16 protein-coding genes and 1 pseudogene are annotated in these 17,681 nt (G+C 61.6%); 14 read left to right on the top strand and 3 right to left on the bottom strand.

The features are described from left to right. Positions 1-310: 310 nt before the first annotated feature. A complete protein-coding gene (locus BFP89_RS16570) occupies positions 311-928 on the top strand; it encodes a trimeric intracellular cation channel family protein (RefSeq protein WP_170827587.1) in 618 nt (205 codons plus the stop codon). Here BFP89_RS16570 and queG read toward each other — a convergent pair. Next, entirely contained in the window at positions 925-1,989 is a 1,065-nt protein-coding gene (gene queG / locus BFP89_RS16565) for a tRNA epoxyqueuosine(34) reductase QueG (RefSeq protein WP_065886527.1), read from the bottom strand. The genes BFP89_RS16570 and queG overlap by 4 nt on opposite strands. Before the next feature lie 63 nt (positions 1,990-2,052). Between queG and BFP89_RS16560 the strand changes: the two genes are divergently transcribed. The 13 genes and pseudogenes from BFP89_RS16560 (at position 2,053) to BFP89_RS29745 (ending at position 16,398) form a co-directional block, all read left to right on the top strand. Beyond that, positions 2,053-2,913, top strand: coding sequence for an NAD(P)H-hydrate dehydratase (locus tag BFP89_RS16560; RefSeq protein WP_065886526.1), 861 nt, complete (start codon positions 2,053-2,055; stop codon positions 2,911-2,913). Continuing rightward, positions 2,901-3,371: a tRNA (adenosine(37)-N6)-threonylcarbamoyltransferase complex ATPase subunit type 1 TsaE gene (tsaE, locus tag BFP89_RS16555; RefSeq protein ID WP_065886525.1), complete on the top strand. Its 471-nt coding sequence runs from the start codon at positions 2,901-2,903 to the stop codon at positions 3,369-3,371. Before BFP89_RS16560 ends, tsaE begins: the two co-directional genes overlap by 13 nt. 15 nt (positions 3,372-3,386) lie before the next feature. Then, positions 3,387-4,808, top strand: coding sequence for an N-acetylmuramoyl-L-alanine amidase (locus BFP89_RS16550; RefSeq protein WP_065886524.1), 1,422 nt, complete (start codon positions 3,387-3,389; stop codon positions 4,806-4,808). Further along, a complete protein-coding gene (gene mutL, locus BFP89_RS16545) occupies positions 4,808-6,718 on the top strand; it encodes a DNA mismatch repair endonuclease MutL (protein ID WP_065886523.1) in 1,911 nt (636 codons plus the stop codon). The genes BFP89_RS16550 and mutL overlap by 1 nt, the downstream gene beginning before the upstream one ends. Next, positions 6,718-7,689 (top strand): tRNA (adenosine(37)-N6)-dimethylallyltransferase MiaA, encoded by a 972-nt coding sequence (gene miaA, locus BFP89_RS16540; RefSeq protein WP_065886522.1) that lies wholly within the window; start codon positions 6,718-6,720, stop codon positions 7,687-7,689. The genes mutL and miaA overlap by 1 nt, the downstream gene beginning before the upstream one ends. Positions 7,690-7,784: 95 nt before the next feature. After that, positions 7,785-8,045 (top strand): RNA chaperone Hfq, encoded by a 261-nt coding sequence (hfq, locus tag BFP89_RS16535; RefSeq protein ID WP_016976904.1) that lies wholly within the window; start codon positions 7,785-7,787, stop codon positions 8,043-8,045. 12 nt (positions 8,046-8,057) lie between these two features. Next, on the top strand, positions 8,058-9,359 hold the full coding sequence (hflX, locus tag BFP89_RS16530) for a ribosome rescue GTPase HflX (protein WP_065886521.1): 1,302 nt from the start codon (positions 8,058-8,060) through the stop codon (positions 9,357-9,359). 96 nt (positions 9,360-9,455) lie between these two features. After that, positions 9,456-10,634 carry an FtsH protease activity modulator HflK gene (gene hflK / locus BFP89_RS16525; protein ID WP_065886520.1) on the top strand — a complete coding sequence of 393 codons (1,179 nt, stop codon included), beginning with the start codon at positions 9,456-9,458 and terminating at the stop codon, positions 10,632-10,634. Then, positions 10,634-11,500: a protease modulator HflC gene (gene hflC, locus BFP89_RS16520; protein ID WP_003188064.1), complete on the top strand. Its 867-nt coding sequence runs from the start codon at positions 10,634-10,636 to the stop codon at positions 11,498-11,500. Before hflK ends, hflC begins: the two co-directional genes overlap by 1 nt. 292 nt (positions 11,501-11,792) lie before the next feature. Beyond that, on the top strand, positions 11,793-12,980 hold the full coding sequence (locus BFP89_RS16510) for an ATP phosphoribosyltransferase regulatory subunit (RefSeq protein ID WP_065886518.1): 1,188 nt from the start codon (positions 11,793-11,795) through the stop codon (positions 12,978-12,980). A 54-nt stretch (positions 12,981-13,034) separates the two neighbouring features. Beyond that, positions 13,035-14,324, top strand: coding sequence for an adenylosuccinate synthase (locus BFP89_RS16505; protein WP_065886517.1), 1,290 nt, complete (start codon positions 13,035-13,037; stop codon positions 14,322-14,324). Between the two features lie 112 nt (positions 14,325-14,436). Beyond that, positions 14,437-15,492 (top strand): annotated as a pseudogene (locus BFP89_RS29750) (methyl-accepting chemotaxis protein); the annotation flags it as partial. A gap of 21 nt (positions 15,493-15,513) precedes the next feature. Then, complete coding sequence (locus BFP89_RS29745; protein WP_370671220.1) at positions 15,514-16,398, top strand: methyl-accepting chemotaxis protein; 885 nt, start codon at positions 15,514-15,516, stop codon at positions 16,396-16,398. A gap of 70 nt (positions 16,399-16,468) precedes the next feature. On the opposite strand, the gene BFP89_RS16495 is transcribed toward BFP89_RS29745, so the two are convergent. After that, positions 16,469-17,299, bottom strand: coding sequence for an IS3 family transposase (locus BFP89_RS16495; protein ID WP_256097288.1), 831 nt, complete (start codon positions 17,297-17,299; stop codon positions 16,469-16,471). Positions 17,300-17,307: 8 nt separating this feature from the next. Beyond that, positions 17,308-17,616, bottom strand: a complete 309-nt coding sequence (locus tag BFP89_RS29390; protein WP_065883309.1) for a transposase — start codon at positions 17,614-17,616, stop codon at positions 17,308-17,310. Positions 17,617-17,681 lie beyond the last annotated feature (65 nt).

Below are 17,681 nucleotides of genomic sequence, written 5' to 3'. Positions count from 1 at the left end.
CCAGTGCGGCTAACCCGGCGTCCTGCCGGGTTACCCACGGATTCAAGCCTGCGTTCGGCCAGCGTGGTTTAACGGGGCGCCTAAGATCAAAAGCCAGATCAAGATCAAGAGCGGCTCGCTGCGCACCGTGGTTACGGTTGGGCGCTACAGAGTTGTGTAGATGCCTATGCTTATCGGGGCAAGCCCCCCTCCCACATTTGAATGGATTTGCAAATCCAAGTGTGCAAGGGCGACCGGGTTTATCTCGGAGCGCCCCCTTTTGGTGCCATCAGCAAATGATTAGACTGCCGGCCTCCCTGCAAGGATCGCCATCATGCTGTTGATGCTCTACCTCATCGCCATCACCGCCGAAGCCATGACCGGCGCCTTGTCCGCCGGTAGACGCGGCATGGACTGGTTTGGCGTGGTGCTGATCGCCTGCGTGACGGCGCTGGGTGGCGGGTCGGTGCGCGATGTGCTGCTGGGGCATTACCCGCTGACCTGGGTCAAGCATCCTGAATACCTGGTGCTGACCTCGGTGGCCGCGCTGGTGACCATCTTTATCGCACCGCTGATGCGCCGCCTGCGCTCGCTGTTCCTGGCGCTGGATGCCTTGGGTTTGGTGGCATTCACCCTGATCGGCTGCATGACCGCCCTGGAAATGGGGCACGGCATGCTGGTGGCCTCGGTCAGCGGCGTGATCACTGGCGTATTTGGCGGCATCCTGCGAGACATCTTCTGCAACGACATCCCGCTGATCTTTCGCCGTGAGCTGTACGCCAGCGTGTCGTTCCTGGCCGCCTGGTTCTACTTGCTGTGCCTGTATCTGCAATTGCCCAGCGAACAGGCGATTCTGCTGACCCTGTTCAGCGGCTTTCTACTGCGCCTGCTGGCGATCCGTTTTCACTGGGAAATGCCCAAGTTCGTCTACAACGACGACGTCCACTAGCGTGCGGCGTGTTGCTTGAGCGCCCACTCCACGTGTTCGCGCACCAGTTCCGACGGGTAATCGCGCCGCGCCTTCAACGCTTCCAGCACCGCAATGCTCGACGGCGCATTGCCCAGGCCCACCGCCAAATTTCGCAGCCAGCGCTCGTAACCGGCGCGGCGCAAGGGTGAGCCTTCGGTGCTGCTGAGGAATTTATCCTCGTCCCACATAAACAATTGGGCAAGTTCCGCGTTATCCAGATTGTGCCGTGGCTTGAAATCGCTTTCGGCGGTGGTGCGGGCGAAACGATTCCACGGGCAAACGATCTGACAGTCATCGCAGCCAAATACACGGTTGCCGATCAGCGGGCGCAGGTCTTCGGGAATGGCGCTCTTGAGCTCGATGGTCAGGTAGGAAATGCAGCGCCGGGCATCCAGCACGTAGGGGCCGACGAAGGCGTTGGTAGGGCAGATGTCCAGGCACGCGGTACAGCGGCCGCAGTGTTCGGTGGCGTGGGGTGGGTCCACCGGCAGTGGCAAATCGACAAACAGTTCGCTGAGGAAGAAATAGCTGCCGGCCTTGCGATTGAGGACCAGGGTGTTTTTGCCGATCCAGCCGAGGCCGGCCTGTTCGGCGATGGCTTTTTCCAGGACCGGCGCGCTGTCGACGAAGGCACGAAAGCCGAACGGCCCGATCTGCGCCTGGATACGGTCGGCCAGTTGCTGCACACGCTTGCGGATCAGCTTGTGATAGTCCCGGCCCAGGGCGTAGCGCGAGATATAGGCTTTTTCCGGCTGGGCCAGCAGTTGCGCCATCTGGGTGTCGCCGGGCAGGTAATCCATGCGCAGCGACACCACGCGCAAGGTGCCCGGCACCAGCTCGTCGGGGTGCGAACGTTTGCTGCCGTGGGCGCCCATGTAGTCCATCTCGCCGTGGTAGCCCGCGTCGAGCCAGCGTTGCAGGTGCTGTTCATGCTCGGCCAGGTCCAGGCCGCTGATGCCGACTTGCTGGAAGCCCAGCTCGCGGCCCCAGTCTTTGATCGATTGGGCGAGGGCGGGCAGATCGGAGGTAATAGCGGGCATGAGACACGGGAAACCACAGGTTAGATGCGTATAATTCTGCCAGACATCGGAGCTTGAAGACGCATGCCTCAGACAAAACATGAAATAACCGACGTTCAGCTGTTGTTGCCGGGCCACTTGCCGCAACTGGCTGCGCGTTCGCTGGACGCTCATAAAGGTCAGTTTGGCCACCTGCTGGTGATTGGCGGCGACCAAGGCTTTGGCGGGGCAGCGCTGCTCAGTACTGAAAGTGCATTGCGCAGTGGGGCGGGGATGGTGTCACTGGCGACACGCGTGGAGCATGTTCCCGCCGCGCTGGCGCGTCTGCCGGAGGTGATGACAAAGGGCGTGAGTTCGGCCAATCAACTGATGGGCCTGCTGGAAAAGATCTCGGTCATTGTGATCGGGCCCGGTCTGGGTGACGCAGCCTGGGGTAAAAGCCTGCTGTCCGTCGCCGCCAACGCGCCCCAGCCGCAAGTCTGGGACGCCGACGCCTTGAATCAGCTGGCGACCGGCAGCGTCAGCCTGCCGGCCAACTGCGTGATCACCCCGCATCCGGGCGAAGCCGCGCGCCTGTTGGGCATTTCGACAGCCGAGGTTCAGGCCGATCGCCCTAAGGTGGCGCGCGCGTTGAGCCAGCGATTCAACGCGGTGACTATTCTAAAGGGTGCTGGCAGTTTGATCGCCAGCCCGGACGGACGTGTTTCGCGCTGTGACCAAGGCCATCCGGCGATGGCGACGGCAGGGCTGGGCGATGTGTTGGCCGGGCTGGTAGGCGCGCTGCTGGCCCAGGGCATGCCCGCTTATGAAGCAAGCTGCCTGGCCGTGTGGTTGCACGCCACGGCAGGGGATCGCCAGGGCACGTTTGGCCGCGGCCTGGCCGCCAGTGATCTGATACCGGCCATTCGTCAATTGTTGGAGGAGCAGTCGCCGTGTCTGAAGTGATTTTTTTCCTGGCCGATGAGGAGGCCATGGTCGACCTGGGCCGGCGCATTGCCCAGGTCACGGCCGGGTTGGGGCTGATCTTCCTCGAGGGCGACCTGGGGGCGGGCAAGACCACGCTGTCCCGGGGCATCATTCGCGGTTTGGGGCATGCCGGTGCGGTAAAAAGTCCGACGTTCACACTGGTCGAACCCTATGAGATCGGTCACATTCGCGCTTTCCACTTCGACCTCTATCGCCTGGTGGACCCTGAAGAGCTGGAGTTCATGGGCATCCGTGATTATTTCGACGAAGACGCGTTATGCCTGATCGAGTGGCCAAATAAAGGCACAGGCTTTTTGCCAAAGCCGGACATGACCATTACCATTACGCCGCATGAGCACGGACGTCAGTTGAAGTTGTTGCCCCAGAGCGTGCGCGGCCAGTCGTGGTGCGCCGCTTTGGCACTGGAATTCAAATAATTGGTGGGGTTAGGTATGCGCTTTCGCGCGTTGGTTGCTGTCGTGGGGGTGTTGCTTGCGGCAATGACTGTCAATGCTCTGGCTGCTTCACAGGTGAAAAGTGTTCGCCTGTGGCGGGCGCCGGATAACACGCGACTGGTGTTCGACCTGTCTGGCCCGGTCCAGCACAGCGTCTTTACCCTCACGGCGCCTGATCGCCTGGTGATCGACATCAACGGTGCGAGCCTGGCTGCGCCGCTGAAGGTCTCCACCGCCAACACACCCATTACCGCCATGCGCTCGGCCCAGCGCACGCCGACCGACCTGCGCGTGGTCATTGACCTGAAAAAGGCCGTGACTCCCAAAAGCTTTTCCCTGGCGCCCAACGCTCAATATGGCAATCGCCTGGTGGTCGACCTGTTCGACAACCCCGCCGATGCCGCGCCGCCGCCTGTGCCGACGCCCAGCGTGGCGACGGTGCCTGCGGTGCCGGTCAACCCCTCGCAACCGCAGGTCAAGCTGCCACCGCCGCCGCCCGCTCCGGCAGGCAAGCGCGACATTATCGTGGTGATCGACGCCGGTCACGGTGGCGAAGACCCGGGCGCCTCCGGTTCTCGCGGCCAGCATGAAAAAGACGTGGTGCTGGCCATCGCCCGCGAACTGCAGCGCCAGGTCAACGGCATGAAAGGCTATCGCGCCGAACTGACCCGTACCGGCGACTACTTCATTCCATTGCGCGGGCGTACTGAAATCGCCCGCAAGAAGGGCGCGGACCTGTTCGTCTCGATCCACGCCGACGCCGCACCTTCCAGCGCCGCTTTCGGTGCGTCGGTGTTTGCCCTGTCGGATCGTGGCGCCACGTCCGAGACCGCCCGTTGGCTGGCCGACAGCGAAAACCGTTCCGACCTGATCGGCGGGGCCGGCAACGTTTCCCTCGACGACAAGGACAAAATGCTCGCCGGCGTACTGCTCGACCTGTCGATGACCGCCTCGCTGACCTCCAGCCTGAACGTCGGCCAGAAGGTCCTGAGCAACATCGGCCGGGTCACGTCGCTGCACAAACAGCGCGTGGAACAAGCCGGGTTCATGGTGCTGAAGTCGCCGGATATCCCGTCGATCCTGGTCGAGACCGGATTCATTTCCAACGCCAACGAGGCATCCAAGCTCGCCAGTGCCAGCCACCAGCAGGCCTTGGCGCGCTCGATCAGCGCCGGTGTGCGTCAGTTCTTCCAACAGAACCCGCCACCGGGCACTTACATTGCCTGGTTACGTGATTCCGGCAAAATTGCCCAGGGCCCGCGCGACCACCGCGTGCAGCCCGGCGACACCGTGGCCATGCTGGCCGTACGTTTCCAGGTCACGCCCGCCGCTTTGCGCAGCGCCAACAACCTGAAAACCGATGAGCTGAAAATCGGCCAGGTGTTGACCATCCCGGGCACCGAATTGGCGGCGCAGTAATGAGCGAATCTGTCTTGAATAGCGGCTCGCGTATCGAATTGCTCAGCCCGCGCCTGGCGAACCAGATCGCTGCGGGCGAGGTGGTTGAGCGCCCGGCCTCGGTGATCAAGGAACTGCTGGAAAACAGCCTCGACTCCGGCGCCAAACGCATCGACGTGGACGTGGAGCAGGGCGGCGTCAAGCTGCTGCGGGTGCGGGACGATGGCAGCGGCATCTCGTCCGATGACCTGCCGCTGGCCCTGGCCCGTCACGCCACCAGCAAGATCCGTGACCTCGAAGACCTTGAGCGGGTGATGAGCCTGGGCTTTCGCGGTGAGGCCCTGGCCTCCATCAGCTCCGTGGCCCGCTTGACCCTGACCTCGCGCACACGCGGCGCCGAGCAGGCCTGGCAAGTGGAAACCGAAGGCCGCGACATGGCGCCCCGGGTCCAGCCGGCAGCCCATCCGGTGGGCACCTCGGTGGAAGTGCGCGACCTGTTCTTCAACACCCCGGCGCGGCGCAAATTCCTCAAGGCCGAAAAAACCGAATTCGACCACCTGCAGGAAGTCATCAAGCGCCTGGCCCTGGCACGTTTCGATGTGGCGTTCCATCTGCGCCACAACGGCAAGACCATCCTCAGCCTGCACGAAGCCAATGACGACGCCGCACGTGCGCGGCGTGTGGCGGCAGTCTGCGGAGCCGGCTTTCTGGAGCAGGCGCTGCCCATAGAGATTGAACGCAATGGTTTGCGCCTGTGGGGCTGGGTCGGTTTGCCGACCTTCTCCCGCAGCCAGGCGGATTTGCAGTATTTCTTCGTGAATGGCCGGGCAGTGCGTGACAAGCTCGTGGCCCATGCGGTGCGCCAGGCGTACCGCGACGTGTTGTTCAACGGGCGGCATCCGACGTTTGTGCTGTTTTTTGAAGTCGACCCCTCGGTGGTCGACGTCAACGTGCACCCGACCAAGCACGAAGTGCGCTTCCGTGATGGGCGCATGGTGCATGACTTCCTGTACGGCACCTTGCACCGCGCCTTGGGCGACGTGCGCCCGGATGATCAGTTGTCCGCGCCCATTGTGACAGCGGTCGTTCGCCCAAGCGGTCCCGAGGCCGGTGAATTCGGGCCTCAGGGCGAAATGAGCCTGGCCGCCAACTTGCTGCAATCTCCGCAGCAGCCCAACTACACGGCGCCCAACGCGGGCGCCGGCGCCGGTTATCAGTATCAATACACCCCGCGCCCACAATCGACCGTACCCGTGGCCGAGGCCCAGGCGGCTTATCGTGAGTTCTTTGCGCCGCTGCCGGGTGCCGAGCCAGGCACCGTTGCCTTGCCCGAGGGTGGCGGTGATATTCCACCCTTGGGCTACGCGCTGGCACAGCTCAAGGGCATCTACATCCTCGCGGAAAATGCCCACGGCCTGGTGCTGGTGGACATGCATGCGGCCCACGAGCGGATCATGTACGAGCGCCTGAAGATCGCCATGGCCAGTGAAGGGCTCAGTGGCCAGCCATTGCTGGTGCCCGAATCCCTGGCGGTCAGCCAGCGTGAAGCCGATTGCGCCGAGGAGCACCACGGCGTGTTCCAGAAGCTGGGCTTCGAACTGCAACGCCTGGGCCCGGAAACCCTGGCGATCCGCCAGATTCCCGCGCTGCTCAAGCAAGCCGAGGCCAACCGCCTGGTCGCCGATGTATTGGCGGACCTGATGGAGTACGGCACCAGCGACCGTATCCAGGCACATATCAATGAGCTGCTCGGCACCATGGCCTGCCACGGCGCCATCCGCGCCAACCGTCGCCTGGCCCTGCCGGAAATGAACGGCCTGCTGCGCGACATGGAAAACACCGAGCGCAGCGGCCAATGCAACCATGGCCGACCGACCTGGACCCAGATGGGCCTGGATGATCTGGACAAACTGTTCCTGCGCGGTCGCTGATGAGTGCCTTGCCCCCCGCGATCTTCCTGATGGGCCCCACGGCCGCCGGCAAGACCGACCTGGCCATCGAACTGACCAGGGTCCTGCCTTGCGAGCTGATCAGTGTGGACTCTGCCCTGGTTTACCGGGACATGGACATCGGCACGGCCAAGCCTTCGAAAGAGGTGCTGGCGCGGCATCCGCATCGTTTGATCGACATTATCGACCCGGCCCAGAGCTATTCGGCGGCGGATTTCCGTACCGACGCCCTGGCCGCCATGGCCGAGATCACCGCGCGGGGTAATATCCCGTTGCTGGTCGGCGGCACGATGCTCTACTACAAGGCTTTGCAGGAAGGCCTGGCGGATATGCCGCCCGCCGATGCCCAGGTGCGCGCCGAACTCGAAGAAGAGGCCGCACGCCTTGGCTGGCAAGCCCTGCATGATCAGTTGGCGGCGGTGGATCCGGTGTCGGCGGCGCGCATTCACCCCAATGACCCCCAGCGTCTCTCCCGTGCCCTGGAAGTCTGGCGTGTCAGTGGCCAGACCATGACTGAACACAGGCTGAAACAAACTGCGCAAAGTGCTGATGCAGGCGCATCTGGCCGGTCACAATTGCCCTATACTGTGGCGAACCTGGCCATCGCTCCGGCAAACCGCCAGGTGCTGCATGAACGAATTGCACAAAGATTCACAAATATGTTGGAACAGGGGTTTGTGGAGGAGGTCGTAGCACTGCGTTCAAGAGGTAATCTGCATCCGGGGTTGCCTTCGATACGTGCTGTAGGCTATCGCCAAGTCTGGGATCATCTGGATGGCAAGCTGACGTCAGCCGAAATGCAGGAGCGCGGCATCATTGCCACGCGCCAATTGGCGAAGCGCCAGTTCACCTGGCTGCGCAGCTGGAGCGATTTGCACTGGCTGGACAGCCTGGACAGCGACAATCTGTCACGCGCCTTGAAATACCTGGGAACGGTCTCCATATTGAGCTGAGTCCTTGCAATTGCCGTCTATCCTTGGGGGTGTGGCGGCCATGAGCTATTTATTTTTCCGATTTTTTATTATTGATCCTTAAAGGAGTGCGGCACATGTCAAAAGGGCATTCGCTACAAGACCCTTACTTGAATACCTTACGTAAAGAGAAAGTGGGGGTTTCCATTTATCTGGTCAACGGTATCAAGTTGCAAGGTACGATCGAGTCGTTCGACCAGTTCGTGATCCTGCTGAAAAACACCGTCAGCCAGATGGTTTACAAACACGCTATCTCGACAGTCGTCCCTGTTCGTCCAATCCGTCTGCCTAGCGCAGCCGGTGATGAAGCAGCTGACGCTGAGCCAGGTAACGCCTGATAGGAGTCTCCTTTGTTCTTTGAGCGCCACGGTGGTGGTGAGCGAGTAATCCTCGTTCACTTGGATGGACAGGACCCTGAGGCGCGCGAAGATCCGCAGGAGTTTCAGGAGTTGGCAAATTCGGCCGGCGCCGAGACCGTTGCGTTTTTTAACGTGCCGCGTCATCGGCCAACCGCCAAATACCTGATTGGCAGCGGCAAGGTCGAAGAATTGCGCGACCTGGTCCATGCCGAAGAAGCCGATCTGGTGATCTTCAATCACGTCCTCACGCCGAGTCAGGAACGTAACCTCGAACGTGTTTTCGAGTGTCGCGTGATCGACCGCACCGGCCTGATTCTCGATATCTTCGCCCAACGCGCGCGTACCCATGAAGGCAAGCTCCAGGTCGAACTGGCCCAGCTTGACCACATGAGCACCCGGCTGGTTCGCGGCTGGACGCACCTTGAGCGCCAGGGCGGCGGCATCGGCATGCGTGGCCCGGGTGAAACCCAGCTGGAAACCGACCGACGCCTGTTGCGGGTTCGCCTGCGCCAGATCAAGGGCCGCCTGGAGAAAGTCCGCAGCCAGCGCGAGCAATCGCGCCGTGGCCGTTCCCGTGCCGATATCCCCACCGTGTCCCTGGTGGGCTATACCAACGCGGGCAAGTCCACGCTGTTCAATAACGTCACAAAGTCGGACGTGTACGCGGCCGACCAACTGTTCGCAACGCTTGACCCGACCCTGCGCCGCCTTGATCTGGACGACCTGGGGCCGATTGTCCTGGCCGATACGGTAGGTTTCATTCGTCATTTGCCGCACAAGCTGGTCGAGGCATTTCGGTCTACGCTCGAAGAGTCGAGCAATTCCGATCTGCTGTTGCACGTGATCGATGCGGCCGAGCCGGATCGCATGCTGCAGATCGAGCAGGTGATGCTGGTGCTGGGCGAGATTGGTGCCCAGGACTTGCCGATCCTCGAGGTGTATAACAAACTCGATTTGCTTGAAGGCGTCGAGCCGCAAATCCAGCGCGATGAGAATGGCAGACCCCAGCGGGTCTGGCTATCGGCGCGTGATGGCAGTGGCCTTGAATTGCTTGAGCAAGCCATCGCCGAGTTGCTCGGCGGCGATTTGTTCGTGGGCACCTTGCGCTTGCCGCAGCGTTTTGCTCGACTGCGTGCACAGTTTTTCGAGCTGGGCGCGGTACAGAAAGAAGAACACGACGAAGAAGGTGTCAGCTTGCTGGCCGTTCGATTGCCACGCGCGGAGCTCAATCGACTGGTCAGTCGCGAGGGTGTTGTACCGGCGGAGTTCATCGAACAACACACTTTGCAATAAAAGCCTGAGAAAGCGGTTGTGCCGCAGTAGCAGGCATTCTGTAGCATTGGTCGGCGCGCCGTGGGTGCGTCTTTGCTTTATCAGATGGAGAGCGCTATGGCTTGGAATGAGCCGGGTGGCAACTCGAATAATCAGGATCCTTGGGGTGGTAAGCGCCGCAATAATGGCGACCGCAAGGGGCCACCGGATCTCGACGAGGCCTTCCGAAAGCTGCAGGAAAGCCTGAATGGGTTGTTCGGTGGTGGGAAAAAACGCGGTGGTGACGAGGGTGGTCGCACAAGCAAGGGCGGCGGCTATGGCCTGCTGGGCCTGGGTCTTGTCGTGCTCGCGGCCGTCTGGCTGTACAGCGCGGTCTACGTGGTGGACGAGCAGGAGCAAGCCGTGGTGCTGCGCTTCGGCAAGTATTACGAGACGGTCGGGCCAGGCCTGAACATCTATTTCCCGCCGATCGACAAGAAGTACATGGAGAACGTCACGCGTGAGCGTGCCTACACCAAGCAGGGCCAGATGCTGACTGAAGACGAGAACATCGTCGAAGTGCCGCTGACCGTGCAGTACAAGATCACCAACCTGCAGGACTTCGTGCTGAACGTCGATCAGCCGGAAATCAGCCTGCAACACGCAACCGAAAGCGCCCTGCGCCATGTGGTGGGTTCCACCGCCATGGACCAGGTGCTGACCGAAGGGCGTGAATTGATGGCCAGCGAAATCAAGGAGCGCCTGCAACGTTTCCTTGATACCTATCGCACCGGTATCACCGTTACCCAGGTCAACGTACAGAGCGCAGCGGCACCGCGTGAAGTGCAGGAAGCCTTTGATGACGTGATCCGCGCCCGTGAAGACGAGCAGCGTTCGCGCAACCAGGCTGAAACCTACGCCAACGGCGTGGTGCCGGAAGCTCGTGGTCAGGCCCAGCGTATCCTTGAGGATGCCAACGGTTACCGCGACGAGGTGGTCTCCCGTGCCAAGGGTGAGGCGGACCGCTTCACCAAGCTGGTTGCCGAGTACCGCAAGGCGCCCGAGGTTACTCGTGAGCGTCTGTACCTGGACACCATGCAGGAAGTCTTCAGCAACACCAGCAAGGTTCTCGTGACCGGCAGCAAGGGTGGGCAGAACAACCTGCTGTACCTGCCGCTGGACAAGATGATCGAAGGTGGTCGTAGCGGCGGCACAAGCGCGCCGTCCACCGGTTCGAATGCCGCTGCCAACGAAGCGAGCGCCCGTGCGGCCGCTGACTTGCTGCAACAGCAAACACGTACCAGGGAGAGTCGTTGATGAGCAATAAATCGCTGACCGCCCTGATTGTGGGCGTCGTCGTGGTCATCGCTGCCTGGAACTGCTTCTACATCGTCGCTCAGACCGAGCGCGCGGTGCTGCTGCAATTCGGTCGCGTGGTCCAGGCGGATGTCCAGCCGGGCCTGCATGTGAAAGTCCCCTACGTCAACCAGGTGCGCAAGTTCGACGCCCGCCTGATGACCCTGGATGCACCGACACAGCGCTTCCTGACCCTGGAAAAGAAAGCCGTGATGGTTGACGCCTACGCCAAGTGGCGCGTCAAGGATGCCGAGCGCTTCTACACGGCGACCTCGGGCCTCAAGCAGATTGCCGACGAGCGTTTGTCGCGTCGTCTGGAATCGGGTTTGCGTGACCAGTTTGGTAAGCGCACCCTGCACGAGGTGGTATCCGGTGAGCGCGATGCGCTGATGGCTGACATCACCCGTTCGCTGAACACCATGGCGGAGAAAGAGCTGGGTATCGAAGTGGTCGACGTTCGCGTCAAGGCTATCGACCTGCCCAAGGAAGTGAACCGCAGCGTGTTCGAGCGCATGAGCACCGAGCGTGAGCGTGAAGCCCGTGAGCACCGTGCCAAGGGTAACGAGCTGGCCGAAGGTATCCGTGCGGATGCCGATCGTCAGCGCCGTGTACTGTTGGCAGAGGCCTATCGCGAGTCTGAAGAGGCTCGTGGTGATGGTGATGCTCAAGCCGCGGCGATCTACGCCAAGGCTTACGGCCAGGACCAGGAGTTCTACGCGTTCTACCGTAGCCTGCGCGCCTACCGTGAAAGCTTCGCGAACAAGACCGACGTGCTGGTGCTGGACCCAAGCAGCGATTTCTTCCGCTACCTGGAAAAGTCCAAGTAACAGGCCTGTGATTCTGTAGGAGCACTCCGTCGGGCGGCTAAAATGCCTGGCGGGGTGATCCTTTCAGAAAACGGGTGTATGATGCGGCAGCCGGGAAATTCCCGGCTTTTTTGCGTCTGCGTGTTCGATTCGGCAGGCGTGACAGGTTTTTCGAGGAAAGTGCCCGACGAGGCCGGTTACAGGTCGTTCGTCACGTCGCTCTTGCGCGTGGTTTATGCAGGCGGCGGGTATTTTCTGCTCTACTCAAGGCTCGGCCGAGGGCTGGCCGCCCGGATCTAAGGGGAATGGCGTAATGGCAACGGTAGACCGCTGGCTGCTGCCAGATGGCATCGAAGAAGTACTGCCACCAGAGGCTGCGCGCATTGAAATAGCGCGTCGCCAGGTGTTGGATCTGTTCCAGAGCTGGGGCTACGAATTTGTCGTGACCCCTCATATCGAGTACCTGGAATCCCTGCTGACCGGCGCGGGCCAGGACCTGGATCTGCGCACCTTCAAGGTCATCGACCCGCAATCGGGCCGGCAAATGGGTTTCCGCGCCGACATCACGCCGCAGGTGGCGCGTATCGATGCGCACACCCTGCGCCGCGAAGGCCCCAGCCGTCTGTGCTATGCCGGCAGCGTGCTGCATGCCCAGCCGCGTGCCTTGTCATCTTCACGCAGCCCGATCCAGTTGGGCGCCGAGTTGTATGGCGATGCGAGCCCAAGCAGCGACGTTGAAGTGATCAGCCTGATGCTGGCCATGCTGCAACTGGCTGATGTGCCGGACGTGCACATGGACCTGGGCCACGTGGGGATCTACCGCGGCCTGGCCCGTGCGGCCGGCTTGTCCGGTGAAGTTGAGCAACAGCTGTTCGATGCGCTGCAACGCAAGGCCATCGATGAAGTCATCGCCCTGACCGCCGGCGTGCCGGCTGAACTGGCCGACATGCTGCGTGCGCTGGTCGACCTGTGCGGCGGCCGTGAAGTGCTGGTCACTGCACGTGAGCGCCTGGCCAACGCGCCGGCGCCGGTGCTGGCCGCCCTGAACGATGTGCTGGCGATTGCCGAGCAACTGTCGGCGCGCTTCCCGCAGTTGCCTTTGTATTTTGACCTGGGCGAGTTGCGCGGCTACCACTACCACACCGGTGTGGTGTTCGCGGTGTTTGTACCGGGTGTTGGCCAGGCCATCGCCCAGGGTGGTCGTTATGACGATATCGGCGCCGACTTCGGTCGCGCCCGTCCGGCCACCGGCTTTTCCACCGATTTGAAAACCCTGGTGACCCTGGGGCGTGCTGAGGTCGAGCTGCCGTCTGGTGGCATCTGGATGCCCGACAGTACGGACGCGGCACTCTGGCAGCAGGTTTGCCAGTTGCGCAGTGAGGGTCAGCGTGTCGTCCAGGCCTTGCCTGGGCAGCCATTGGCCGCCGCCCGTGAAGCGGACTGCGACCGGCAATTGATTCAGCAGAACGGGCTTTGGCAAGTATCGCCACTGGCTTCTTGAGTTTTCCTGCCGGTCATCGCCGGCACCAAGTTTGCGCGAATGAGGACAAGTGTTATGGGTAAGAATGTCGTAGTCCTGGGCACCCAATGGGGTGATGAGGGCAAAGGCAAGATCGTTGATCTGCTGACCGAACATGCTGCCGCCGTAGTGCGCTACCAGGGTGGCCACAACGCGGGCCACACCCTGGTCATCGATGGCGAAAAAACCGTCTTGCACCTGATCCCATCGGGTGTACTGCGCGAAGGCGTGCAGTGCCTGATCGGCAACGGCGTAGTGGTTGCGCCGGACGCCCTGCTGCGCGAGATCATCAAGCTGGAAGAGAAGGGCGTGCCGGTGCGCGAGCGCCTGCGTATCAGCCCATCCTGCCCGCTGATCCTGTCCTTCCACGTGGCGCTGGACCAGGCCCGTGAAAAGGCGCGTGGCGAGCTGAAGATCGGTACGACCGGTCGCGGCATCGGCCCGGCCTACGAAGACAAGGTGGCACGCCGTGGCCTGCGTGTGGGCGACCTGCTCAACATGCCGCGCTTTGAAGACAAGCTGCGTGAACTGGTGGATTACCACAACTTCATGCTGGTGGGTTACTACAAAGAGCCGGCCATCGAGTTCGAAAAGACCCTGGCCGAGTGCAAGGAATACGCTGAGCTGCTCAAGCCGCTGATGCTCGACGTGACGGCCGAGCTGCACGACCTGCGTCGCGCCGGCAAGGACATCATGTTCGAAGGCGCCCAGGGCTCGTTGCTCGACATCGACCACGGCACCTACCCCTATGTGACCAGCTCCAACACCACCGCCGGCGGCGTTGCCACCGGTTCGGGCGTTGGCCCCATGTTCCTCGACTACATCCTGGGCATCACCAAGGCTTACACCACCCGTGTAGGTTCCGGTCCATTCCCGACTGAGCTGTTCGACGACGTTGGCGCACACCTGGCCAAGCAAGGTCACGAATTCGGCGCCACCACCGGCCGTGCGCGTCGGTGTGGCTGGTTCGACGCCGTTATCCTGCGTCGCGCTATCGATGTGAACAGCATCTCTGGCATCTGCCTGACCAAGCTGGACGTACTCGACGGTCTGGAAGCCATCAACATCTGCGTCGGCTACAAAGACGCGCAAGGCAATGATGTTGCCCCAACCGACGCGGACAGCTACGTGGGCCTGCAGCCTGTGTACGAAGAAGTGCCGGGCTGGACCGAATCGACCGTGGGCGCCAAGACCCTGGAAGAGCTGCCAGCCAACGCCCGCGCCTACATCAAGCGCGTCGAAGAGCTGATCGGCGCACCGATCGACATTATTTCGACGGGCCCGGACCGCAACGAGACCATCGTTCTGCGTCACCCGTTCGCTTAATAAGCTGTTGATGTAAAAAGTAAAGGGCTCCTTCGGGAGCCCTTTGTCGTTTCTGTCTGGCAAGCGGCACGACCCTTGCTGTGTTTCTCTTTTTCGCGGTGCTATCAATTTAATGGCACCCGTGGTGGAGGGATTTCCAGTGTCTGCCGTTCTCTCGTTGTTACAAAGCCGTCTGCTGCGGCCGGTGTTCGTTACCCTAGGTATCGCTCTTTTGGTGCAAGTGCTGGTGGCCGTCGCGCTGACGCGGAGCACGGTCACGGCCCTGGAGGCCGATTTGAATAATCGCCTGGGCATCGACAGTCAGAAGCTGTCCGGCGAATTGGCCCAGGCCGGCAAGGAAGTCACCTCCAGCCTGGACAGTCTGTCCACCAGCACTCGCCAGCGTCTGACCGCAGGGCTCTCCACGCGTCTTCAGCAAGAGCAGAAGCAATTGCGGGCGACCCTGGAAAAAGACCTGCAGGACTCCGCCAATGACATGGCCCAGTTGCTGGCTTCGGTGGCGCCGCGTGCCATGTGGGACAGCGACGTGCCGACATTATCGGAATTTGCCCGGCGTGCGCAGCGCAATCCCAACGTGTTGTTCGTGGTGTATGACGACGCGGCGGGCGAGCATTTGACCCGTTACCTGAACCGTGAAAATCCGATCAACCAGGCCTTGTTGGCCAAAGGCGCGGGGGAGCGTGCCTTGGATAAAGTCCTGGATGCGGCCAAGGCTGACCCTTCGGTGTATTACGTCGAGGCCTCGATCAGCCCCAACGGCGTTGAGATCGGCAAAGTCCGCATGGGGGTGTCGACCGCATCGGTCGAGGCCGATCTGCAAGCGCTGGACAGCCGCTTCGCCGCGCTGATCGCCAGCGGTGATCAACTGGTCGGCGACAGCCTCAAAGGCGCCGCCGCCGATAGCGCTGCCGCCATGGGCGCGCGCCTGCAATCGGCGCAAGTCACGGCCACGCAGATGGCGGCCAATACCACCAGTGCGGTTCAAGAGGCTGCCGGCACCTTGCGCTGGCGTATCGGCATGGGCCTGGCGCTGGTCGGTCTCGGTGTTTTGCTGCTGATCGCCATTGTGCTCGGCCGCCGCGTCGTCAACCGCCTGAAGCTGTTGATCGCGGCCATGGATGACCTGGCGGCAGGGGATGGCGACCTCACCAAGCGTGTACAGATCAGCAGCAAGGACGAAATTGGCGACATGGCTTCGGCGGTCAATCGCTTCGTGGATAAGTTGCAGCCCATCGTGCGCGAGGCGGGGGATGTGGCCCAGCGCACCGGCATGGAAATCGGCGCGATGACCTTGCGCAATGCCGGTGCCGATGCAGCGGCCGGCCTGCAGCGCGACGAGGTTGCAGAAAGCCTGCGCGCACTCTCGCAGATGGCCGACGAGGCCCAGGCCGAAAGCCATGCCATGCAGGCGGCCTTGCAGCAGGTGGTGGAGATTCGCCAGGCCACGGATGAAAACTCGCGCACTTCTGCCGAAGTCGGCAGCTTGATCGAGGCGTTGGCCGGGCAGGTGCAGGCTGGCTCCCAGGTGATCGAGCGGTTGGCGCAGCAAAGCGAGCAGATTGAAGTGGTGCTGACGGTGATTCACGGCATCGCCGAGCAAACCAACCTGCTGGCGCTCAATGCGGCCATCGAGGCGGCTCGTGCCGGCGAAACCGGGCGTGGTTTTGCGGTAGTCGCGGACGAAGTGCGTGCGTTGGCGAGCAAGACCCAAAGCTCCACCGGCGACATCCAGGCGCATATCGTGGCGTTGCAGCAGGGCGCGCGTGAGGCGGTGGAAACCATTGGCAAGGCTGGTCGCCAGGCCAATGAGGGCTTGCTGGTGTTGCGCGACAGCGTGCGCTTGCAGCAGACCGTGCAGGCCTCGGTGGAGCAGGTGCATGCGGCGATCGGCCTGGCGACACGCGCGGCCGAGCATCAGGCCCAGGGTGCGCATGCGGTGCGTGGGCGGGTTGAGGTGATTCATGCCCAGGCTGAGCGGGCCGCGCAGGCGGTGGTCGAGACCACGGCCAGTGGCAAGGTGCTGGATGGTTTGGCGGCGCAGTTGAAGGCGAGTCTGGGGCAGTTTCGGGCTTAGGGTTGTCTGTGCCGGCCTTATCGGGGGCAAGCTGAACTGGTCAAGTAATCCCGGACACCGATTACGGTGTTTATGCCGCTTTTTGCTCCATGGCTATTGGCGACAGGTAGTTGTTGTAGCTGTGGAGCCTGATTCGGTTGTATCGCATGAAGAAGCTGGTCATATCCCGCCTGGCTTCTTCAACTGTCGTGTAGCCCTTATTGGGCACCCACTCTGATTTAAGCGTCCCAAAGAAACGCTCTGTTGGCGCGTTGTCCCAGCACTGCCCCCTGCGGCTCATGCTTTGCGTTATCCCATGCTCCAGCAGCTCGGACTGAAAGAGCTGGCTGGTGTATTGGCTGCCTTGATCCGAATGAAACATCAAGCCTGCATGTTTGCCTCGAACCTCCACCGCCATTCTCAGCGCCTTGCTAACCAGGTTGGCGTCGTTGATCAGGGAAAACGCCCAGCCAACGATTCGGCGGGCGAACAGATCAATGACCGCTGCCAAGTGATACCAACGTTTACCAACCATCAGGCTGGTAACGTCGCCGCACCAGGCCTGATTGATTGCGGTTGGCTCGAAGTTACGCTCGAGCAGATTCTTGGCCACAAATGCTTCGACGCCTCTAGAGCGATACTGATGGCGGCGGCGCTGTCTGCTGGCCAGATTTGCCTCCGCCATGAGTTTTCCGGCCAGATGCCGTCCCACCTTGATCTGCTGGGCTTTCAAGTGCTGAGAGATCATCCGCGCGCCTGCACTTCCCCGGCTTTGGTCATGCAATTGCACGACTTTTGCTCTGAGCGCGTCACGCTTGGTATTCGGCACTGAGCGACGCTTAAGCCAGTCATAAAACGCGCTGCGGGAAACGCCCAGCGCACTGCAAAGCAGGCAGGTCGGATACGAACTCGACTCTCTCAGCTCCTCGATCAGGAAAAACGATCGGGATCCGACATCAAGAGAGCCGTAGCCTTTTTTAAGATTTCAGCCTCGGTCTCCAGGCGCTTGACCTTGGCTCGCAGCTGTTGAAGCTCTCGCTGTTCATCGCTGATTGCCTTAGTACCTGCCACTGGCTGCCCTTTCTGACGCTCTTTGCGAACCTGCTCAATCCAACGGCGCAGAGCCGTGGGGCCAACCTCCATCGACGCACAGACGTCAGGAACTGAGCAGTTATCATCAAGAACCATGCTTACAGCACGTTGCTTGAACTCGCGGGTGTAGGTCTTTCGCTCTTGCATGAAACCTCCTGATTGGGCGAATCATATCGCCCTTAAGAGGTGTCCGGGAGCATTAGGCCAGTTCA

Source organism: Pseudomonas sp. 31 R 17 (genome assembly GCF_900004915.1).
Taxonomy (GTDB): Bacteria; Pseudomonadota; Gammaproteobacteria; order Pseudomonadales; family Pseudomonadaceae; genus Aquipseudomonas; species Aquipseudomonas orientalis_A.
This window is presented reverse-complemented; position numbering and strand designations above follow the sequence as displayed.